The organism is Mucilaginibacter sp. SG538B, assembly GCF_013376065.1.
Classification (GTDB): Bacteria; Bacteroidota; Bacteroidia; order Sphingobacteriales; family Sphingobacteriaceae; genus Mucilaginibacter; species Mucilaginibacter rubeus.
Window position 1 is genome coordinate 224,962 of record NZ_JABMJI010000002.1, and the last position, 20,191, is coordinate 245,152.

Below are 20,191 nucleotides of genomic sequence, written 5' to 3' on the forward strand. Positions count from 1 at the left end.
GATAGAAAGCAATGAGAAAGTCAAAACCAAAAAAGAGAATTATCCTTCCTGATCCAAAGTTCAATGATACTTTGGTAACAAGGTTTGTAAACAACATGATGTATGATGGTAAAAAATCAACTGCATACTCTATTTTTTACAACGCTGTTGAAATTGTTGAGAAAAAAACAAGCGAAAACGGCTTAGAAACCTGGAAAAAAGCTTTAAACAATGTAATGCCTGCTGTTGAAGTAAAAAGCCGCCGTGTAGGTGGTGCTAACTTCCAGGTACCTACAGAGGTTCGTCCTGAGCGTAAAATAGCTTTGGGTATGAAATGGTTAATCAGCTATGCCCGTCGTCGTGGTGAAAAAACCATGATGGAGAAATTAGCAGGCGAAATCATCTCTGCTGCAAAAGGCGAAGGTGCCGCTGTTAAGAAGAAAGAAGATACGCACAAAATGGCTGAGGCTAACAAAGCGTTCTCACACTTCAGGTTCTAAAAATTTAGATTACACCGATTTAATAATAAGATTACACCGATTATTTACGTTTACACTTTTTAATCGGTGTAATCATTAACGGATCAGGTGAAATCACAAAACAAATAAAATGTCAAGAGATCTAAAATATACAAGAAACATTGGTATTGCCGCTCACATTGATGCTGGTAAAACTACCACTACCGAGCGTATCCTTTACTATGCTGGTGTAAGCCACAAAATTGGTGAGGTACACGAAGGTGCCGCTACTATGGACTGGATGGCCCAGGAGCAGGAACGTGGTATCACCATCACTTCGGCTGCGACAACCGTAAACTGGAAATATCGCAACCACAACTATCACATGAACATTATTGATACCCCGGGTCACGTGGACTTTACCGTGGAGGTAAACCGTTCATTACGTGTACTTGATGGTTTGGTGTTCTTATTCAGCGCGGTTGATGGTGTTGAGCCTCAGTCAGAAACTAACTGGCGTTTGGCTAACAACTACAACGTTCCGCGTATTGGTTTCGTTAACAAAATGGACCGCTCTGGTGCCGATTTCCTTAATGTGGTAAAACAGGTTAAAGAAATGTTGGGCAGCGTTGCTATTCCATTGCAGTTACCTATCGGTGCCGAAGACCAGTTTAAAGGTGTGGTTGATTTGATCAACTTCCGTGGTATTGTTTGGAATGAACATGATAAAGGTATGACCTTTACCGAAGTTCCAATCCCTGCCGATATGCTTGACGAAGCTACTGAGTGGAGAGAGAAATTATTGGAAGCAGTTGCTGAGTTTGATGACTCTTTAATGGAGAAATTCTTTGAAGATCCTACAACCATCACTGAGCGCGAAGTATTAGACGCTTTACGTCAGGCTACTTTGGCCGGCAAAATCGTTCCGATGACTTGCGGTTCATCTTTCAAAAACAAAGGTGTACAAACCATGCTTGACTATGTAATGGAGTTAATGCCTTCACCTCTTGATTCAAAAGGTGTTGTTGGTACTAACCCTGACACAGGTGCCGAAATTTTGGTTAAACCAGATGTAAAAGAACCATTTGCAGCATTAGCATTTAAAATTGCTACCGACCCGTTTGTAGGTCGTTTATGCTTCATCCGTGTTTACTCTGGTAACCTTGATGCTGGTTCATACGTGTACAACATGCGTTCAGAAAGCAAAGAGCGTATCAGCCGTATCTTCCAGATGCATGCTAACAAGCAAAACCCTATCCCTAACGTGGGTGCAGGTGATATTGCTGCGGTAGTAGGCTTTAAAGATATCAAAACAGGTGATACCCTTTGCGACGAGAAACATCAGTTGGTTCTTGAGTCGATGGTATTCCCTGAGCCGGTTATCGGTTTGGCAATTGAGCCTAAAACTCAGGCCGACGTTGATAAATTAGGTATCGCTTTAGGTAAACTGGCAGAAGAGGATCCAACTTTCCGGGTACAAACAGATCAAGATACTGGTCAAACAGTTATCTCTGGTATGGGTGAGTTACACCTGGATATTTTGATGGACCGCTTAAAACGCGAGTTTAAAGTGGAAGTTAACCAGGGTGCTCCTCAGGTAGCTTACAAAGAAGCTATCACCGGTACTATCCAACACCGTGAAACTTACAAGAAACAAACTGGTGGTCGTGGTAAATTCGCGGATATTCAGGTTGTTATCTCTCCAGCCGACGATAACAAAGAAGGCTTACAGTTTGTTAACGAAATTGTTGGTGGTTCAATCCCACGTGAGTTTATCCCATCTGTTGAGAAAGGTTTCAAAGCCGCTATGGACAATGGTGTACTTGCAGGTTACCCGCTTACAAGCTTAAAAGTTCGTTTGATTGATGGTTCATTCCACGCAGTCGATTCGGACGCGTTATCATTCGAGATCGCTGCACGTTCTGCTTACCGCGAAGCATTGCCAAAATGTAAACCGGTATTGCTTGAGCCAATCATGAAAATCGAGATCTTAACCCCTGAAGAAAACATGGGTGACGTTATCGGTGACATGAACCGTCGTCGTGGCCAGCTGCAAGGTATGGACACCCGTAACGGCTCACAGGTTATCAAAGCTATGGTACCACTTTCTGAAATGTTTGGTTACGTAACTCAATTACGTACTATCACTTCGGGCCGTGCAACTTCAACTATGGAGTTTGACCACTACGCTGATGCACCTCGTAACGTACAGGACGAAGTTGTTGCCAAATCAAAAGGCCGCAAACAAGTTGCTATCGACTAAACTTGATATGATTACACCGATTGGTTTGTGATTTCACAGATTCATCGGTGTAATTAATAAATAACCCAATGATCGTACCTAATAAATAGCTCTTAGGTTGGTCAATTAAAAATCGGTGAAATCGCCAGTAAATTGGTGAAATCCCAAAAAGTAAAATAACAATGAGCCAAAGAATCAGGATCAAATTGAAATCTTACGATTACAACCTGGTAGACAAATCTGCCGAGAAAATCGTAAAAACAGTAAAGCCAACAGGCGCAGTAGTTAGCGGACCACTTCCGTTACCAACCGAAAAGAAAATCTTCACCGTATTACGTTCACCACACGTAAACAAAAAAGCACGTGAGCAATTCCAACTTTGCTCATACAAGCGCTTATTAGACATTTACAGCTCTAACTCAAAAACTGTAGATGCCCTGATGAAGCTTGAATTGCCAAGCGGTGTTGAGGTTGAGATCAAAGTTTGATAGACGACCGGCCCACTGAAAGGTGTGGGATCAAAAAATAGAAAGACCATTTGCGTAAGCGGATGGTCTTTTTTTGTTGGGTATAACCTATATTTAATTATTATATAAACTTTCTGATTTTTGAAATTACCCGGGTTCAGAAAAATTCCGAAATTGAACATCCTAAATTTGAAATAAATATTTCCCGCCCTGTCCTATTCAGCCATTCCCATTTGATATAGAGGTGTAATTCATATATTTATTAACCTTTAAAATTTAAAAAGATGGACGAATTCGTTTTAATTTTCAGGCACGAGGATGGCACTAAAATAGCTTCTCCCGAACAGATCCAGATCTGGATGAAACAAACTATGGACTGGATTGGCGGCATAGCTGCTCAAAACAAATTTGTGAGCGGCACTGGTTTGCCCTTTGCCGATGCCAAAATTGTAGGTCACGGAGGCGTAGTTACCAATGGTCCTTTTGGCGAGATCAAAGAAACGATAGGCGGCTTCATCACTGTAAAAGCCGAATCGGTTGAAGAAGCTGTGGAGTTTGCCAAAAGTTGCCCTGTTTTGCAGGGCGATGGTAATACCGTTGAAGTGCGAAAGGTTGCCAAAAATGATGGGGTGCATTAAAATAATTTTATAAATCATGTCATTGCGAGGAGCAGCTCGGGCAAAAGAGTATCCGGCGCGACGTGGCAATCACGTCGTTATGCCTGCGAGATATGCAAAGTGGCAAAGCACAGCTACGAGATTGCCGCGCTATCGCTCGCAATGACATTTTTCCATTTGCCCCATGCAAAACCCCGAAATCATTCCCCATCTATTCCGCACCGAGTACCGTAAAATAGTATCGGTGCTATGCCGCCGCTTTGGGTTTGATCAGATAGAAACTGCCGAGGACATCGCCAGCGATACCTTCCTTACCGCAGCCCAGGCCTGGAGTTATAAAGGCATTCCGCCTAACCCAACCGCCTGGCTTTATAGCGTAGCCAAAAACAAGGCGAAAAATCATTTACAGCGTAATACCATTTTTGAAAGCAAGGTATCCCCGGAAATACAAACCGCGGAGACCTATGAACCGGAAATCGATCTTTCGCTCCAAAACATCAGCGACAGCCAGCTGCAAATGATGTTTGCCATTTGTCATCCCGCCATCTCGCCCGAGGCACAGATCGGGCTTTCGTTACGCATCCTTTGCGGTTTCGGAATTGATGAAGTGGCCGAAGCTTTCCTGACCAATAAAGAAACCATTAACAAACGCCTGTTCAGGGCTAAGGAAAAGATCCGCAATGAAAAAATAGAAATCGAAATGCCGGGTCCGGCTGAAATTGATAACCGGCTTGAAAACGTGCTCACTATTATTTATCTGTTGTTTAGCGAGGGTTATTATTCGGTTAGTGATAACCAGGTTTTGCGTAAAGATCTTTGCTTTGAGGCCATGCGCCTTTGTCACATGCTTATTGAAAACGAAGGCACTAACAAACCGCCGGTTAATGCATTGCTTTCGCTCATGTATTTTCATGCCTCGAGGTTTGAAGCCCGCACAGATCAAAACGGCGGACTAATTTTATATGAAGATCAGGACACCAACCTCTGGAACTATGACCTTGTAACCAAAGGTGCCTTTTATTTAAACCTTGCCACTACCGGTACTCAATTATCAAAATATCACATTGAAGCCAGTATAGCCTACTGGCATACTCAAAAAAACGATTCCAAACAAAAATGGGAAAACATATTGCAGCTTTATAATCGCCTGCTGCAAATAGCATACTCCCCTATAGCGGCGCTTAACCGCACCTTTGCGCTTGCCAAAGCCAACAGCCCCGAAGAAGCCATTATTGAGGCTGAAAAATTGAAACTCACCGGAAACCAGTTTTACTATACCCTGCTTGGCGAATTATACACCGGCATTGACAATGAACAGGCAAAACTAAACTTTGAGAAAGCACTAACGCTGATAAAAACACCTGCTGATAACGCCATTATTCAAGGCAAAATAGATAAACTTCAAAATTAACATTAGCCCAGGTCAGCAAAAAACGCCTGATAAACAACAACAAAAAAGCATTAATTACATGACTTATAAGCAAAGCATTACCATGCTTAAAAATAACACCGGATACTTAAAGCTGGTATCATAAGTATGTTGAAGCGATTAAAACTATTTTGGGTAAACCCGGAGAGCATTTTATTCACTCAGCGCCGGGTTCCTCACTATCCCTGCAAATAGTATCAGCCCGGTTTTCATTTCCCGTATTGCAAAAATGAAAGGTTTATTAAAAACATGAGTTGGTGGAGCTGCCGTAGTCACTATGCCAACAGATGTTACTGCCACGGCTTCGGTACCGTCTTCATTCACATCAATATAAGCTTTGTGTTTCACCTCGGATATACTAAGGCCACCACCCGCGTTAATGCGACTAAAATCAGCCATATCGCTAAAGGCAATGCTCATCCCTAATGATTTTAAAATATCATTCAGCGTAATATCATAGCTAAATTTAAACCTGGGCATGGTAATGTCCGATTTGCCGGCGGTGAGTTTACCCATCAGTAAATTCCATTTACTTGAATCGAGGCCCTGTGCAAAGCTTTTTATATCTCCATCAGGCATCATCAATATCATGCTGTATTTACTGTTGCTATAAGGCAGTTCAACCACATTGGTACCGTTATAATACGCGCTTTTAAGTTCGGCATGGCTATTGGTCATAAAATCAGCTTGTACAGTGCCGCCATTTAACAAATTAAATGGCGCCTTGAAGGTTGCCTTTGCATCAAAACGGGTTTTCCATATGCTTTTAAAATAAATGGCATTGATGAGGTACATACGGGCCCCATCCGAAATTTTATCGATGATCTTTGGAATCTTGCTGTTAGTTTGCTGGCTTACCCAACCATTAATAGTAGTCAGAGATGCTGATTCATTGCTAAAATCGAGGGCTTTCACCTCGGCACTATAAAAATCGGTATTGTTTTTCAGGAATGCCGGCAGCACCGTAAAATTATGAGCGTACCAAATGGAATTGGCTATTTTAAGCGTAGTATTTGGATCGAGATCGGGGAGGTTTGTGATGAGGTTGTGATAGTAACTGTTAACCTGTTCTTCGGTAAAACTGCTAAACTCCATGGTTTTGCGGATATCTGTAAGGGTTTGCCCGCTGGCGCCATTACTGGTCATACCTATAGCAAAGCTTACGCTTAATGGCGAAATGATGAGGTTTTTATCAGCGTCAAGGCTATTAACATTAGCGCTGAAAAGCTTTAAGGTAAAAGCATTACCAGGCCCAATTTGTTGCTGTTCGGTTGCGGAAAGCACCAGGTCTTTACCCGGATCCTTATTAACTGGGCTGATACCTCCCTTTTTACAGGCGGCTATAGCTAAAATCCCAAAACAAAGTAAGGTTAGTTTGCGCGTCATGGCTGATAGGTTTATAATTATATTACGCCTTGTAAATCATTTACGCTACAGCATGTTAAAAATATAACAGCTCAAAAAGCATAACAATTTTTTAACGCCTGCACTTTTAAAACACCGTAATTTAGCCCTTTAAAAACACTTACTTATATCGATGCGAAATCTACTTAAAACCGCAGCTTTTTTCCTCCTGATATCGGCCGGGCTAAATACCACCGCCCAAACCCGCAAAGCAGTCTTTATTATTGCTGACGGCATCCCAGCAGATGTTATTGAAAAATTGAATACCCCTAACCTGAAACTGATAGCTAAGCAGGGCACCTACCTTCGTGCGCATGTTGGCGGCGAAAAAGGTGGTTATTCGCAAACGCCAACCATATCGGCAAATGGCTACAACAGCTTACTTACCGCTACCTGGGTTAACAAACACAACGTTTGGGACAACGACATCAAAGCACCAAATTATAATTACTGGAATATATTCCGGATGTTTAAAAACGCTTATCCCAACAAAAAGACAGCTGTATTTAGCAGCTGGACAGATAACCGCACCAAGCTAATTGGGGACCAGTTATCCGTAGCAGGTAACATCCATCCTGATTTTGCTTACGATGGTTATGAACTGGATACCGTTAAATTTCCGCATGACAAGGCCGGGAACTATATGCACCTGATAGATGAGCAGGTAGCAACAGCGGCAGCGGATTGTATTAAAGATAAAGCCCCTGACCTTTCATGGGTATACCTGGAATATACCGACGATATGGGGCATAAATACGGCGATAGCCCGCAATATTATAATGCTATTGAAAAAATGGATGCACAGGTAGGCAAGATCTGGGCAGCAATACAATACAGGAAGCAACATTTTAAAGAAGACTGGCTGATTTTTATCACAACAGATCATGGCCGCGACGAAGCAACCGGTAAAAATCACGGTGGTCAAAGCACCCGCCAGCGCTCAACCTGGATGGTTACCAGCTACCGCCCGCTTAATAACTATGCTAAATTCTATACCCCGGGTATTGTTGATATAACACCCTCTATCAATAGTTTTTTAAATGTAAAAGTACCCGAAGCACAACAACGTGAGATGGATGGGATCTCGCTTATCGGTCCGCTATCAGTGGCAGAGCCTGCCGCTAATTATGTGCAGGGCTCATTGGATATCACCTGGAAAGCACTTGACCCCAAAGGCAGTGTTAAGGTTTGGGTAGCAGCCGATAATACTTTTAAAGAAGGTAAAGCCGATGATTATAAGCTGTTAGCTACTGTACCGGTTACTAATGAGCATGTGCTGGTTGATGTTAAAAATATGCCCTCTAAATTTTATAAGGTTGTTATTGAAGGATTGAATAATACAGCGAACAGATGGGTTGTACTTGATGAAAAGAAGTAACCTGGCTCATTATTTAGAAATTTTCATAACGCCTCCCTGCACTAAATGTAAGGAGGCGTTATTGCTTTGTATCTCTTGTAAAAACATCCCGGTTAAGCTTTCCAAACCCAATCAGCTCAAAATACAAACTACTTTGTATTGTGTACCCTCCCCGGGCTCCGTAAACTTGTGATATAAAAACAATCCAAATCACAATGAAAAAGCCACAATCATGTACCTCTGGTGTAACGCCTGCTGCCAGCAGCACGTTAAATTTTATTATGACAAGCCCCGCAGCTCCGTTAATAAACCAGCCGCTCTATCGCAAAAACAAAAAATTACCTGTTGTTTTTTTGCAGGTAAATTGCATACATTAGATCATTGCCTGTTGGCGTTGATCTGTTCATCACAATCATCAAAACACACCTAATCCGTTTACTAAAATGATCTGTAAAACCAAAATATGGGCAATTATTTGCTGTGTTACCGGTGCATTTTGTTTGAGTACACAAGCTGCTTATAGCCAAAACCAGTTTGAAAAAGAACTCACGCAAAAAATAGACAACTTTCTGGCAACTGTCCCTCAAACCAACCAGCAAACAATATCAACACAAAATGAGCTTTACCCAAGCGATGCCCCCGGCGGCATATTAATTCCGTCGGGCTTTGGGGGATACGGCACCTATCTGTTTGGAGGCCTTGGCGCGACCTACCCCGAAGTGTACAGGGACAACAAAGCCGATCTGATTGCCTCGGTGGGTGCATGTGTTGGCAACCCTGTAAAAGCAATAAACTTTGCCGCCAGTTTAAATATAACTGACGTGCACCGGTTCAGAGATTTCTCAGGTAACTTCATTGTAAGCCGTAAATTATTTGCAGGTACAAGCATTTCGGCCGGGGCTTTGCAGATGTTTGCCAACGTAAGGCAATCAGACGCATCAGGTTCGACCTTTTATATGGCTGTAAGCCACGCTGTACAAACTATTAAATCATTAACGCCAGGCTGCTCAAGGCTCAGTTATACAATTGGTATTGGCAGCGGCAGGTTTTATGAAAAAAGTCCGAAAGATATAGCTGCGGGAAGAGGGAAACACGGCACCGCTGTATTTGGCAGCATATCCTATGAGCTTATCCAGCATGTAAACGTAAATGCCGAATGGACCGGCGTGAACCTTGGTATTTCGGCAGGCATTAGGCCGCTTCCCGTGCCTTTGAGTTTAGCTGTGGGTGTTGCAAACCTTACCCGGTATACCAATGATAAGGCCAATATGGTGTTCTCTATAGGTTATCCGCTCTCCCTAAGCCGACGATAATTCTTTCTCAGCAAAAATTAATTATTTCATTAAAACATATAAAATCTATGAAAAAGATAATCATAGCAGCATTCGTCGTGTCCGCAACTTTAATTATAAGCACTAAGCGGACTTCTGCCCAAAGCAGAAACAATCAATCGGATTGGAATGTACCACCACCGATACCTCCTTATACGCCACCGCCACCGGTAATTCCGCCACCCACAGTGCCGCCACTGCCTCCACCGCCGTATAAACCGGTAATACCAGTGCCACCGATTAAACCACCTAACATTCCGCCCACTCCGCCGCCACCGGGACCGGGGCCACATATGCCACCGCCAACCCATATGCCACCACCAACACATATGCCGCAGCCTACTCATATGCCGCCCCCAACGCATATGCCACCGCCTACGCACATGCCGCCACCGACCCATATGCCAAGCCATTAGTAAACAGTGATTTAGATTTAATTTTTCAATCCAACAGGGGATAATATAAATCGATTAAAAAAATGAAAACACACCTCTTCAATATAAAAACGGCATTAATGGCTTTATTGCTGTTCACAGCCTGCGTCAGCAAAGCCCAACGCCGCGAACTTACGTTTAAGCAAGGCGATGAGTACAATAAAACAACCTATATAAGTGCGGCAAGTATATTGCAGCGGGGGAAGCAAACATTCAATATCAATACAACATCATCAATATCAAAAACCTATAAGGTTACAGGTATTACCCGTAGTGGGTTTGTTTTAACTGTTACCACAAGTCACATCAACGATACAATGGATGCCTTTGGTAAAAAAATGGAATACAGCTCAGACAGGCCTGCCGATACCAGCTCATACATCCAGATGGCATTGCAAAGTCTTATAGGCAAATCGGTAACGCTCAGCATTGATAAAAATGGGATCATAACCGATGTAAATGATCCTGATGAGCGATACGCCACCGATACGCTGTTATTATTCGCAGGTTTTAAACAGGATCAGTTTATAACCGGCACACGCTTAAACCTGGTTGCCGATAACTCGGAAGCATTAAAAACGGGTGCAAGCTGGGTGAGCGATATATCTTCGGGTAATGAGAGGATAAATACTACTTATACAGTAAGCCAATCAACACAGCCTGACAAGTATACTAACCTGATGCTTACCAGTACATCATCAGCACCTGAACAAAACAGTAATACAAATGGTGTACTTGTGGTTGATAACGCTTCAGACGTGATATTGGTTTCTTCAGTAAAAACAGCTACGCTGAGTTACAAATTTGTTAATGACGTCACTTATTCATTTGGCCGGCGTACCGAAGTAGTGGAAAATTGTATAAAAATGAATTAATACGAACCGGGGAGATTCATTACAAAACGCACAGCTTTTACCGAAAGCTGTTACAAGATACATTAGTCCCGAACGTAGGGGTACAATAAGGGCTATTGTTAAAAGAAGAGGCTATGCTGTTAAGTTATGCATATGCCTCTCTTTTTATAATCCTATTTTTTTACTGTACTTAATGAAGTTTCATCCTTTTGGCTGTTGCCGGGTGCAGGTAATTATTATCGCTCAACCAGTCGGCCATGCGCTGGGGCCAGGTGCTGATGCTTTGCAGCTTTGATCGGTAACCCATATTAAAGCCATGATCGCCCTGGGTATAAATATGTACTTCAACCGGTATTTTTGCTTCCCGGTAACGCTGCAGTAATTTTACTACCGATGGAGAGCAGCAAACATCATCATTAGCAGCTAACAAAAACGCCGGCGGGGCGTCATAAGATAGTTTATCGGGAATATAAAGGGGTCCCGGATAAATCTGAATCAAAAACGAGGGACGGGCATTTAACCTGTCGACCGGATCAGCAGCTCCAGGGTCACCTTTACTCTCGCCATAAGCAACCATATCAACTACCTCGCCGCCTGCCGAAAAACCCATCATCCCGATACGGTTTGTATCCAAACCATATTGAGTTGCTATGCTGCGTACCAGCCGCATGGCCCTATAGCCATCCTGTTTGGCGTGTACATCAATTTTGTATGGCGATAGCGTATCCCTGCCTAAACGATATTTCAGCACAAAAACCGTAACACCCAACGTATTAAGATATTTTGCAGGGTCAACACCCTCGGCAGTATACACCAGCAAGCGATGCCCGCCGCCGGGGCATATCACCACCGCGGCACCATTGGCTTTATCCTTCGGCGGCGCAAAAACAGTAAGTGATGGATTATGGATATTTTTAACCCAATAGTCCTTAGCCTGCTCTGGCTCGTTGCGGCGGCTTTCAAAGCCCGGTGCTCCTTTTGGCCAAAGTGGAATTACAATGTCCTGGGCCACACCCGCAAAAGGCAGTATAATGAACACCAGGAATAGGTAAGCGCTTAGTTTTGTTTGCATAAAGTAAATATACTTCATAGCCGATGCTTTGATATTAAAACACTAAACTTTTACGCGGGTAAATGGTTAAATTTGAATAGTATATAGTTTATGGATCATAGTTCATAGCCATTAGCTTATCTACAGAAAACAGGCATCACTATAACGCCCGTACTATGAACCATCATCCATGAACCATGAACAACTAATAAAATACATATGGCAAATTTCCAGGAAATAATAGCATCAGAAACACCGGTGCTGGTCGATTTTTCGGCCGAATGGTGCGGGCCTTGTAAAATGATGCCGCCTATACTGCACGATGTTAAAACAGCGTTAGGTGATAAGGTAAAGATCATCAAAATAGATATTGACAAAAATCCTGCTGCAGCCAGTGCTTACCGCATACAAAGCGTACCAACCCTCATGATTTTTCAAAAAGGGCAAAGCAAATGGCGCCAAAGCGGCGTGGTGCAGGCCAGGCAGCTGCAACAGGTGGTTGAGCAATTTTTGTAACCTCGCCCCAACCCTCTCCAAAGGAGAGGAAGTTTATAGAGTTTGATTTAAATATAACAACTTAAAAAAGTGCTCTCCTTTGGAGAGGATTGAGGAAAGGTTTAACATGGCAACTATCGAAAACATCCAGAACACCTATATCGATTATGTGTTAACCGAAGGCGAACAGCCTAAGTCGGTTTATATATTCGCTAAGCAAAATGAAATGAGCGAAGCCGAATTTTACCAGTTCTACGGTTCGTTTGAGGCGGTTGAGCAGGGCATTTGGGCTGGTTTTGCCACCAAAACACTGGCCGAGATCCGTGCACAGGAAGTTTGGGAAGGCTATACAGCACGTGAAAAAGCTTTATCATTTTTTTATGGCTTTTTTGAATTGTTGAAAAGCAGCCGCAGCTTCGCGGTTTACAGCATAAAAAAGCAGCCTAAAGGTTTTACAACACCCAGGATATTCAGCCCGCTGAAGGACATTTTTGAGGGCTTTGCAGATGAGATTTTGAAGGAAGGAATTGAAAGCACCGAACTAAGCGATCGTAAATACTTCTCCAAAAAGTATAAAGACGCGTTATGGATCCAGTTCGTTTTCGTACTTAACTTCTGGATCAACGATAACTCGGCCGGCTTTGAAAAAACCGATGAGGCTATTGAAAAAGGAATAAATGTAACGTTTGATCTTTTCCAGCGCTCGCCTATCGACAACCTTTTTGAATATGGTAAGTTTTTGGTGCAAAACGGCGGGATAAAGGATAAGATGGGATTTTAAAAATTATGGCAGATGAAACTCCGGGAGCCACTCCCGAACAAAATAGCATACCCACTACCAAAGTACAGCGGTCGGCCAAATTTGTAAAAACAGGCATTAAAATTGGCGGCAACTATATTAAGCATTACTCCAAAAAGCTATTCAATCCTGATCTGGATAAATCGGAGTTGAACGAGGATAATGCTGCTGATATCTATCAATCATTAAGCGAGCTTAAAGGCAGCGCGCTCAAGGTAGCACAAATGCTCAGCATGGATAAAAACCTGCTGCCGCAGGCTTATGTTGATAAGTTTACTCAATCGCAATACAATGCGCCGCCGCTTTCGGGACCGCTTATTGTGCAAACATTCAGGAAATATTTCGGTAAAAACCCCGATCAAATCTTTGATAAATTCAATATCCGCTCAACCAATGCAGCTTCGATAGGCCAGGTTCACCAGGCAGAGCTAAATGGCAAAAAGCTTGCAGTTAAGATCCAGTACCCTGGTGTAGGCGATTCTATCTCGTCTGACCTGAAACTGGTTAAGCCTTTTGCTTTCAGGATGCTGGGCATGAGCGAAAAAGAACTGGATATATATATGAAAGAGGTTGAAGAACGCCTGCTGGAAGAAACCGACTACGAACTGGAAGTTCGGCGGTCTGTTGAGTTTTCCAATGCCTGTGCCAATCTCAATAATGTTGTTTTCCCTAAATATTATCCGGAGCTAAGCAGCAAGCGTATCATTACGATGGACTGGCTGGAAGGTAAACACCTGAAAGAGTTTTTAGCCACCAATCCATCGCAGGAGCTGCGCAACCAGATAGGTCAGGCTTTGTGGGATTTTTACAACTTTCAACAACATGAGCTCCGCGCCGTACATGCCGACCCGCATCCCGGTAATTTTATGATCACGCCAGCAGGTAAACTTGGGGTCATTGACTTTGGCTGCATTAAGGAAATGCCCGAGGATTTTTATTATCCCTTCTTTTCCCTTACATCAACCAATTTACTGGATAACAAGGAAGAAACCATCAAGGCATTCCGCCAGCTGGATATGATCCACAAGGGTGATACCCCGGCGCAGATTGAATTTTATTATACTCAGTATAAAGAGATGATAAGCCTGTTTGCCCAACCATATATTACCGACACATTTGATTTTAGCCAAACAGCATTTTTTGATCAGTTATATGGTTTTGGCGAGCGTATATCAAAAATGCCCGAGTTTAAACAGGCCCGCGGTGTAAAGCACTTTATTTATGTAAACCGTACAAATTTTGGGTTGTATAATATTTTACATGAGCTAAAGGCAAAAGTTAAAACGGATACTTTTAAGCCGCATGTGGTGCTGGAATATTAAAACAGTTTACAGTTTTGAATTTGGAGTGAACATTACAAGCAAATTATTCATCTATATTTGACTAAATCCATAATATCCTTATGCCAATACTTCAAAACACATTCGTACACCACGTACATTTTTGGCTTAACAATAAAGCCGATAAAGATAAACTGATCGAAGGGCTTAACATCCTCCTTCCTATTCCGCACATCCGCGATATACATATCGGCGTACCGGCCAATACCAACCGCGATGTGATCGACCGTTCATATGATTTATCACTATTGATCTTATTTGATTCGCCCGAAGCCCAGGAGGCTTACCAGGTTGACCCTACCCATATCATCTTTGCCGAGGAATATGCAAAACCGCTATGCAGCAAAGTAGTTGTTGTCGACAGCGTAAACATATAGGCTCTAACTAATTGGTAACATATTATAAGGCAGGCACTGTTGTTTAAAACCGCCTGCCTTTTTTGTTGTTTCACTATGCATGAAGGTATTACTTGCTGGTGCTAATGGCTATATAGGTACACGGCTTATCCCGGTTTTACTGGAGAACGGTCACGACGTAGTTTGCCTGGTACGTGATAAACGTCGTTTTCATGAGCACAGCGATTTCAGCGGGCAGGTTACTCTCATTACCGGTGATCTGCTTAAAGAATCAAATATCGAAGCATTTCCTGAAGATCTCGATGCTGCTTATTACCTGGTGCATTCCATGGCGCAAACACAGGATTTTGCAGCACTCGAGGCCCTCTCGGCGCATAACTTTGTACAGGCACTCGATAAAACCAATTGTAAACAGGTTATTTTTTTAAGCGGGATTACCAACGACGAAAATCTTTCGCGCCATCTTGAATCCCGGCGGCACGTAGAGGATGTGCTGAAAGAAGGCAAAGCCGCATTAACTGTTTTGCGAGCTGCAATTATCATCGGTTCGGGCAGCGCCTCATTCGAGATCATTCGTGACCTTACCGAAAAGCTTCCTGTGATGACCGTTCCTCGTTGGGTCAATACCAAATCCCAACCCATTGGCATCCGCGATGTACTTGGTTACCTGGAAGGTGTAATGCTAAATGAAAAATCTTACAACCGGGCCTTTGATATAGGCGGGCCGGATATCCTTTCTTTCAGACAGATGATGCTTACTTATGCTGAGGTACGTAAGCTGAAAAGGTATATTATAACCATACCCTTCCTGTCTCCTAAAATATCATCGTATTGGCTGTATTTTGTTACTTCTACAAGCTTTACACTTGCTCAAAGCCTTGTAAACAGCATGAAGAACGAAACCATTATGCATGATCATAGTATTGATGAGGTTGTGCCACGTAAATGCCTTACTTATAAAGAATGTCTTGAGCTTGCCTTTGTTAAAATTGAGCAAAACTCCATCGTTTCCAGTTGGAAAGATGCTTTTAACCAGGGTTACCTTAATCCCGGTTTTATGGACCAGATCAAGGTACCTCAAAACGGCACGCAGGAATACAAAGTAAAAATGCCTTTTGAACGCCCGGCCAACGAAGTGTTTACCAATGTGCTTTCTATAGGCGGCAACCGCGGCTGGTATTATTGGGACTGGATTTGGAACATCCGCGGTTTCCTGGATAAGATCTTTGGTGGTGTTGGCTCGCGCCGGGGGCGCACAAGCAATATCAATATAAGTCCGGGTGATGTAATTGATTTTTGGCGGGTTTTGCTGGCCGACCGCGAAAACAAACGCCTCCTCCTGTACGCTGAAATGAAATTACCTGGCGAAGCATGGCTTGAATTTAAAATAATTGAACGCCATGGTAAGCAAAGTTTAAGTCAGGTAGCTACCTTTAGGCCCAACGGCCTGTGGGGCCGCTTGTACTGGTATGCCATGTGGCCTTTTCACCTGTTTATATTTAACGGTATGGCAAGGGAGATTGTTAATTATAAAGAAAAAGCCGGGACCATAGTCGATAGACCATAGTCCATAGCAATAGCGTATCAGGTAAAAACACTATAGGCAAGATTATGGACAAAAGTATACTACTAACCGGCGGATCGGGATTACTGGGAACACATCTCACTAAAGCATTATTGGCTAAGGGTTATACCGTAAGTCATTTAAGCAGAAACGCCGATAACAATCCGCAGGTAAAGACATTTGTATGGGATATCAACAAAGGTATCATTGATGAGCATTGTATCGACGGGATCGATACCATCGTGCATCTGGCCGGCTCGGGCATTGCTGAAAAGCACTGGACCGATGCCCGTAAAAAAGACCTGATCGATAGTCGCGTAAAATCAATTGAGCTGGTGTATGATCTGCTAAAACGCAAACAGCATCAGGTTACTTCAGTTATCTCCGCATCAGGCATTGGTTATTACAGTGACCGTGGGGATGAACTGATGTATGAAACAAGCGCTCCGGCCAGGGATTTTATATCCCAATGTTGTGTACTATGGGAAGCTGCCGTTGATGAGGGCCAAAAGTTTGGGGTTCGAATTTTGAAATTCCGTACCGGTGTAGTACTGGATAAAGATGGCGGTGCACTACCAACCCTTGCAAAACCTATAAAACTATATATTGGCTCGCCAATTGGCAGCGGTAAACAATGGGTGCCCTGGATCCATTGGCAGGATGTTGTGGATATGTACCTTTTAGGGATCGAAAATAAGAACCTTAGCGGCGTTTACAATATGGTTGCACCAAATCCTGTCACCAATAAGCAATTAACCCAGGCCGTTGCCAAACAATTACATAAACCATTGTGGGCGCCAAATGTGCCGGGCTTTGTGCTCAAACTTTTATTGGGCGAGATGAGCAGTATTGTATTAGGAAGCACCAAAGTATCGGCACAAAAAATTGAGGACGCCGGGTTCAAATTTAAATTTACTAACCTGGAGGCTGCTTTAAGCGCGATATATGGGTCATAAAATACCGGTAACTTTATTTTGGTTCCGCCGCGATTTGCGGCTTGATGATAATGCGGGATTTTATCATGCCCTCAAAAGCGGGAACCCGGTTTTGCCCGTTTTTATTTTCGATAAAGAAATATTAGAAAAACTTGAAGACAAAGACGACGCACGTGTTACGTTCATTCATCAAACCATAGCAAGCTTAAGTGCCGAACTGCATAAACACGGCAGCAGCCTGATGGTATTGCACCACAAAGCCGTAGATGCCTGGGACAAGCTCATCAAAACATATAATATTGCCGGAGTTTATACCAACCATGACTACGAGCCTTATGCCACTAAACGCGATGATGAGGTACGCGCAAAACTTGAAGAGCGCGGCATCCCCTTCAAAACCTGCAAAGACCAGGTTATATTTGAAAAAGACGAAGTGCTGAAGGACGACGGCAAACCCTATACTGTTTACACCCCTTATCAGCGCAAATGGTATAGCACATTGAAGCCGTTCTATTTAAAAGCCTACCCAACAAAAAAGTATCTTAAAAACCTATATAAAACAGAAGCATTACCCATTCCCGCACTAAGCGAACTGGGCTTTGAAAAAAGCGACATCCCCCTGCCGGATAAAAATTACGAAAGCGTAATTAAAAACTATAAAGATAAACGCGATTTCCCCGCCGTTAAAGGCACCTCACATATCGGCATGCACTTGCGCTTTGGTACGGTAAGCATCCGGGAGTTGGCGGCTACGGCCTATAGTCATGATGATAAAACCTGGCTTAATGAGCTTATCTGGCGCGAATTTTATATGATGATATTACATCATTTTCCTGATACGATGGATCATGCTTTCAGGCCGGAATATGATCGCATCCATTGGCTAAACGATGAAAAACAGTTTGATGCCTGGTGCAAAGGCGAAACCGGTTTCCCAATCATTGATGCAGGGATGCGCGAACTGAATACAACCGGCTTTATGCATAACCGCGTACGCATGATAGTGGCCAGCTTTTTAAGCAAAGACCTGCTGATTGACTGGCGCTGGGGTGAACGCTATTTTGCCCGTAAGCTACTGGATTACGAAATGGCCAGCAATGTAGGCGGCTGGCAATGGGCTGCCGGCTCAGGTACCGACGCGGCGCCGTACTTCAGGATCTTTAACCCCGATGCCCAGACCAAAAAATTCGACCCGGAGCTTCAATATATAAAAAAATGGGTTCCGGAATATGCCGACTTCAGCAAATATCCAAAACCCATTGTTGATCATGGCAAAGCCCGTGACCGTTGTTTAGCAGCGTTTAAAAAGGCGCTGGCTAAATAATTACATCAATTAGTAACCGTAGCTACTGTAAAGTCAAAATACAAAACCACATTTGCAGCTATTGATGAACCACTGCCAGTGTTGCCATAACCAAATCTCGAAGGTATTATGATAGATACTGCAGACCCGGCTGTTTGCCCGGTTAAACCCTCCTGGGCACCTTTAACCAAACCACTAACTGTAAAAGATGAAGAGGTTGTCCCTTGCAGGGAGGTACTGTCAAACACTGTATCATTTAAATATTTGCCCGAATAGGTGCAAGTTATGTATGAATCGAGGTCTATTAAATCAGAACCGGTGCCAGGTGTAGCTACTTTTATATATACTCCGTCAGCCGTTTTGGTAAACCCGGTAAGCCCTTTAGTTTTTATATAATTTTTAATAACAGCGTCATCATACAGCTCCTGGTTTGAAACCACATTAATATAATAATCCAAACTTTGGTTACCGCCGATATGAGTATTTGCATTGCTTGAGCTGCCCGATCCGTAACCATTAACGCCATAAGCCAAATGCGATGGGATGATCACCCTTGCAGCCGTACCTTTATATTTTATCAGGTTGTGGATAGCTGTCTGTAAACCTTTGGGCAGTGAGTTGCTAACATGTCCCAGGTAACCGTAAAAATGGTTTGTATTAAGCGAGTCAACGGATACAAACTTACCATCGAGCGTGCGGACGGTGAATACAAATGAGATCTGATCTGAATAATCCATCGGTGCACCGCGGCCTTGTGAAAGGATCTTGTAGTAAATACCGGTTGTATCGCCGTCGGTGGTATCACGCAACATACCTGTAATGCTGTTTGCTGCTATGTAATTCTTGATCTGGGTGTCATCATATTGCTTAATGTCCGGATCGTTCCTGTCTTTCCGGCATGATATAAGGCCTATAGAGATAAGTACTAAGAGCGTAAAAATAGTTTGTTTCATTTATTATAATTTGTCTTTTTTAACCGCCTAAGCTTTTGCTCGCCGGCCTATATTGTCCTTTTATCTGGCTTTATTAATTGGTTACATTATACAGCTGAATTTGAAAATCAAGCACTGAATTAGCCGGCAAATGTATCGAATCCTGCGCATATGGCCCATAGGCATAACGCGATGGGATCAGCAACCGAACTTTACCTCCCGGTTTGATCTGCGGGATGCCTAATTGCCAGCCTTTTATTACACTCCCCAATACATAGGTGGGATGAAACTTATCCGTTTGGGCAAATACAACGCCCGATGTTAGTATTTTGCCGGTATAACCAACTGTAACCTGTGTCGAACTGGTATAAAGCACATTACCTGTTCCCCCTTCTCCATCGTTTACTATGTAATAAACGCCTGTTGTATCCACCCGCTTCGCATTTAACGATGTATTGGCAGCCAGGTAGTCGCTTATGATCTTATCGTCAATTTCCTTTTGCTTGTTGTATTGAACTAAGGGACTGACGGATGATTTTACGCAACCACCTGCAATAACGCCTAAAAGCAATAAAACTATCAGTATCCTGTTCATCAATTCAAAAGGCAAATTTATTCTTTTAAAAGAGAAAAACGGCAGCTTAACACTTTTTAACAATTAATAAAAAGCAGGCACCGTTTAAAATACCCCATAAAGGATATTTCGAAGGTAAAACGTTCAATTTTAAGTAAAAGTGTATGAATGTCATTTTGCTGCGCAGTCATTTATTTCACGTCATTAAGTCATTGTTACTCGCCCCATAACATAAGGCAAATCCCCCAATAACGCGAAGCAAATTACTTA

At 42.9% G+C, this 20,191-nt stretch carries 19 protein-coding genes; 15 read left to right on the forward strand and 4 right to left on the reverse strand.

All coding sequences use genetic code 11. The features are described from left to right. Window positions 1-11: 11 nt before the first annotated feature. The 5 genes from rpsG to FHW88_RS10355 all read left to right on the forward strand — a co-directional run bounded on the left by rpsG (window position 12) and on the right by FHW88_RS10355 (window position 5,174). Complete coding sequence (rpsG, locus tag FHW88_RS10335; RefSeq protein WP_022830654.1) at window positions 12-479, forward strand: 30S ribosomal protein S7; 468 nt, start codon at window positions 12-14, stop codon at window positions 477-479. Between the two features lie 109 nt (window positions 480-588). After that, complete coding sequence (fusA, locus tag FHW88_RS10340) at window positions 589-2,700, forward strand: elongation factor G (protein ID WP_090530243.1); 2,112 nt, start codon at window positions 589-591, stop codon at window positions 2,698-2,700. Between the two features lie 161 nt (window positions 2,701-2,861). Beyond that, the gene (rpsJ, locus tag FHW88_RS10345) at window positions 2,862-3,167 is read left to right on the forward strand and encodes a 30S ribosomal protein S10 (protein WP_022830652.1); all 306 of its coding nucleotides are present in this window, start codon (window positions 2,862-2,864) and stop codon (window positions 3,165-3,167) included. 263 nt (window positions 3,168-3,430) lie between these two features. Then, on the forward strand, window positions 3,431-3,784 hold the full coding sequence (locus FHW88_RS10350) for a YciI family protein (RefSeq protein ID WP_176625261.1): 354 nt from the start codon (window positions 3,431-3,433) through the stop codon (window positions 3,782-3,784). 163 nt (window positions 3,785-3,947) lie between these two features. After that, window positions 3,948-5,174 (forward strand): RNA polymerase sigma factor, encoded by a 1,227-nt coding sequence (locus FHW88_RS10355; protein WP_176625263.1) that lies wholly within the window; start codon window positions 3,948-3,950, stop codon window positions 5,172-5,174. 171 nt (window positions 5,175-5,345) lie between these two features. On the opposite strand, the gene FHW88_RS10360 is transcribed toward FHW88_RS10355, so the two are convergent. Beyond that, on the reverse strand, window positions 5,346-6,578 hold the full coding sequence (locus FHW88_RS10360) for a serpin family protein (protein WP_176625265.1): 1,233 nt from the start codon (window positions 6,576-6,578) through the stop codon (window positions 5,346-5,348). A 151-nt stretch (window positions 6,579-6,729) separates the two neighbouring features. Here FHW88_RS10360 and FHW88_RS10365 point away from each other — a divergent pair, with 151 nt between their 5' ends. The 3 genes from FHW88_RS10365 (at window position 6,730) to FHW88_RS10375 (ending at window position 10,593) form a co-directional block, all read left to right on the forward strand. Continuing rightward, complete coding sequence (locus FHW88_RS10365; RefSeq protein WP_176625267.1) at window positions 6,730-7,974, forward strand: alkaline phosphatase family protein; 1,245 nt, start codon at window positions 6,730-6,732, stop codon at window positions 7,972-7,974. 422 nt (window positions 7,975-8,396) lie between these two features. Continuing rightward, window positions 8,397-9,266 carry a hypothetical protein gene (locus FHW88_RS10370; RefSeq protein ID WP_176625269.1) on the forward strand — a complete coding sequence of 290 codons (870 nt, stop codon included), beginning with the start codon at window positions 8,397-8,399 and terminating at the stop codon, window positions 9,264-9,266. A gap of 496 nt (window positions 9,267-9,762) precedes the next feature. Next, window positions 9,763-10,593, forward strand: a complete 831-nt coding sequence (locus FHW88_RS10375) for a DUF6263 family protein (RefSeq protein WP_090530265.1) — start codon at window positions 9,763-9,765, stop codon at window positions 10,591-10,593. A 169-nt stretch (window positions 10,594-10,762) separates the two neighbouring features. Here the strand turns inward: FHW88_RS10375 and FHW88_RS10380 are convergent, their stop codons facing one another. Further along, window positions 10,763-11,662, reverse strand: coding sequence for an alpha/beta hydrolase (locus tag FHW88_RS10380; protein ID WP_255485293.1), 900 nt, complete (start codon window positions 11,660-11,662; stop codon window positions 10,763-10,765). Between the two features lie 180 nt (window positions 11,663-11,842). Between FHW88_RS10380 and trxA the strand changes: the two genes are divergently transcribed. The 7 genes from trxA to FHW88_RS10415 all read left to right on the forward strand — a co-directional run bounded on the left by trxA (window position 11,843) and on the right by FHW88_RS10415 (window position 18,436). Beyond that, window positions 11,843-12,139: a thioredoxin gene (gene trxA, locus FHW88_RS10385; protein ID WP_090530271.1), complete on the forward strand. Its 297-nt coding sequence runs from the start codon at window positions 11,843-11,845 to the stop codon at window positions 12,137-12,139. Between the two features lie 106 nt (window positions 12,140-12,245). Beyond that, on the forward strand, window positions 12,246-12,899 hold the full coding sequence (locus FHW88_RS10390) for a TetR family transcriptional regulator C-terminal domain-containing protein (RefSeq protein ID WP_176625271.1): 654 nt from the start codon (window positions 12,246-12,248) through the stop codon (window positions 12,897-12,899). A gap of 5 nt (window positions 12,900-12,904) precedes the next feature. After that, window positions 12,905-14,239, forward strand: a complete 1,335-nt coding sequence (locus FHW88_RS10395) for an ABC1 kinase family protein (RefSeq protein WP_176625273.1) — start codon at window positions 12,905-12,907, stop codon at window positions 14,237-14,239. Window positions 14,240-14,319: 80 nt separating this feature from the next. Next, window positions 14,320-14,634 carry a Dabb family protein gene (locus FHW88_RS10400; RefSeq protein ID WP_090530282.1) on the forward strand — a complete coding sequence of 105 codons (315 nt, stop codon included), beginning with the start codon at window positions 14,320-14,322 and terminating at the stop codon, window positions 14,632-14,634. Window positions 14,635-14,713: 79 nt separating this feature from the next. Beyond that, a complete protein-coding gene (locus FHW88_RS10405; protein WP_176625275.1) occupies window positions 14,714-16,180 on the forward strand; it encodes an SDR family oxidoreductase in 1,467 nt (488 codons plus the stop codon). A gap of 44 nt (window positions 16,181-16,224) precedes the next feature. Further along, window positions 16,225-17,133, forward strand: a complete 909-nt coding sequence (locus tag FHW88_RS10410) for a TIGR01777 family oxidoreductase (RefSeq protein WP_176625277.1) — start codon at window positions 16,225-16,227, stop codon at window positions 17,131-17,133. Continuing rightward, on the forward strand, window positions 17,123-18,436 hold the full coding sequence (locus tag FHW88_RS10415; RefSeq protein WP_176625279.1) for a cryptochrome/photolyase family protein: 1,314 nt from the start codon (window positions 17,123-17,125) through the stop codon (window positions 18,434-18,436). The genes FHW88_RS10410 and FHW88_RS10415 overlap by 11 nt, the downstream gene beginning before the upstream one ends. 5 nt (window positions 18,437-18,441) lie before the next feature. Here the strand turns inward: FHW88_RS10415 and FHW88_RS10420 are convergent, their stop codons facing one another. Beyond that, window positions 18,442-19,368 carry an FKBP-type peptidyl-prolyl cis-trans isomerase gene (locus FHW88_RS10420; RefSeq protein ID WP_176625281.1) on the reverse strand — a complete coding sequence of 309 codons (927 nt, stop codon included), beginning with the start codon at window positions 19,366-19,368 and terminating at the stop codon, window positions 18,442-18,444. 73 nt (window positions 19,369-19,441) lie between these two features. Continuing rightward, window positions 19,442-19,942, reverse strand: coding sequence for an FKBP-type peptidyl-prolyl cis-trans isomerase (locus FHW88_RS10425; RefSeq protein ID WP_176625283.1), 501 nt, complete (start codon window positions 19,940-19,942; stop codon window positions 19,442-19,444). Between the last annotated feature and the right edge of the window lie 249 nt (window positions 19,943-20,191).

What these genes read in the sequence shown, in the direction of transcription:
- rpsG (WP_022830654.1), top strand. Translation starts at nt 12, where the DNA reads ATGAGAAAGTCAAAACCAAAAAAGAGAATTATCCTTCCTGATCCAAAG.
- fusA (WP_090530243.1), top strand. Translation starts at nt 589, where the DNA reads ATGTCAAGAGATCTAAAATATACAAGAAACATTGGTATTGCCGCTCAC.
- rpsJ (WP_022830652.1), top strand. Translation starts at nt 2,862, where the DNA reads ATGAGCCAAAGAATCAGGATCAAATTGAAATCTTACGATTACAACCTG.
- FHW88_RS10350 (WP_176625261.1), top strand. Translation starts at nt 3,431, where the DNA reads ATGGACGAATTCGTTTTAATTTTCAGGCACGAGGATGGCACTAAAATA.
- FHW88_RS10355 (WP_176625263.1), top strand. Translation starts at nt 3,948, where the DNA reads ATGCAAAACCCCGAAATCATTCCCCATCTATTCCGCACCGAGTACCGT.
- FHW88_RS10360 (WP_176625265.1), bottom strand. Translation starts at nt 6,578, where the DNA reads ATGACGCGCAAACTAACCTTACTTTGTTTTGGGATTTTAGCTATAGCC.
- FHW88_RS10365 (WP_176625267.1), top strand. Translation starts at nt 6,730, where the DNA reads ATGCGAAATCTACTTAAAACCGCAGCTTTTTTCCTCCTGATATCGGCC.
- FHW88_RS10370 (WP_176625269.1), top strand. Translation starts at nt 8,397, where the DNA reads ATGATCTGTAAAACCAAAATATGGGCAATTATTTGCTGTGTTACCGGT.
- FHW88_RS10375 (WP_090530265.1), top strand. Translation starts at nt 9,763, where the DNA reads ATGAAAACACACCTCTTCAATATAAAAACGGCATTAATGGCTTTATTG.
- FHW88_RS10380 (WP_255485293.1), bottom strand. Translation starts at nt 11,662, where the DNA reads ATGAAGTATATTTACTTTATGCAAACAAAACTAAGCGCTTACCTATTC.
- trxA (WP_090530271.1), top strand. Translation starts at nt 11,843, where the DNA reads ATGGCAAATTTCCAGGAAATAATAGCATCAGAAACACCGGTGCTGGTC.
- FHW88_RS10390 (WP_176625271.1), top strand. Translation starts at nt 12,246, where the DNA reads ATGGCAACTATCGAAAACATCCAGAACACCTATATCGATTATGTGTTA.
- FHW88_RS10395 (WP_176625273.1), top strand. Translation starts at nt 12,905, where the DNA reads ATGGCAGATGAAACTCCGGGAGCCACTCCCGAACAAAATAGCATACCC.
- FHW88_RS10400 (WP_090530282.1), top strand. Translation starts at nt 14,320, where the DNA reads ATGCCAATACTTCAAAACACATTCGTACACCACGTACATTTTTGGCTT.
- FHW88_RS10405 (WP_176625275.1), top strand. Translation starts at nt 14,714, where the DNA reads ATGAAGGTATTACTTGCTGGTGCTAATGGCTATATAGGTACACGGCTT.
- FHW88_RS10410 (WP_176625277.1), top strand. Translation starts at nt 16,225, where the DNA reads ATGGACAAAAGTATACTACTAACCGGCGGATCGGGATTACTGGGAACA.
- FHW88_RS10415 (WP_176625279.1), top strand. Translation starts at nt 17,123, where the DNA reads ATGGGTCATAAAATACCGGTAACTTTATTTTGGTTCCGCCGCGATTTG.
- FHW88_RS10420 (WP_176625281.1), bottom strand. Translation starts at nt 19,368, where the DNA reads ATGAAACAAACTATTTTTACGCTCTTAGTACTTATCTCTATAGGCCTT.
- FHW88_RS10425 (WP_176625283.1), bottom strand. Translation starts at nt 19,942, where the DNA reads ATGAACAGGATACTGATAGTTTTATTGCTTTTAGGCGTTATTGCAGGT.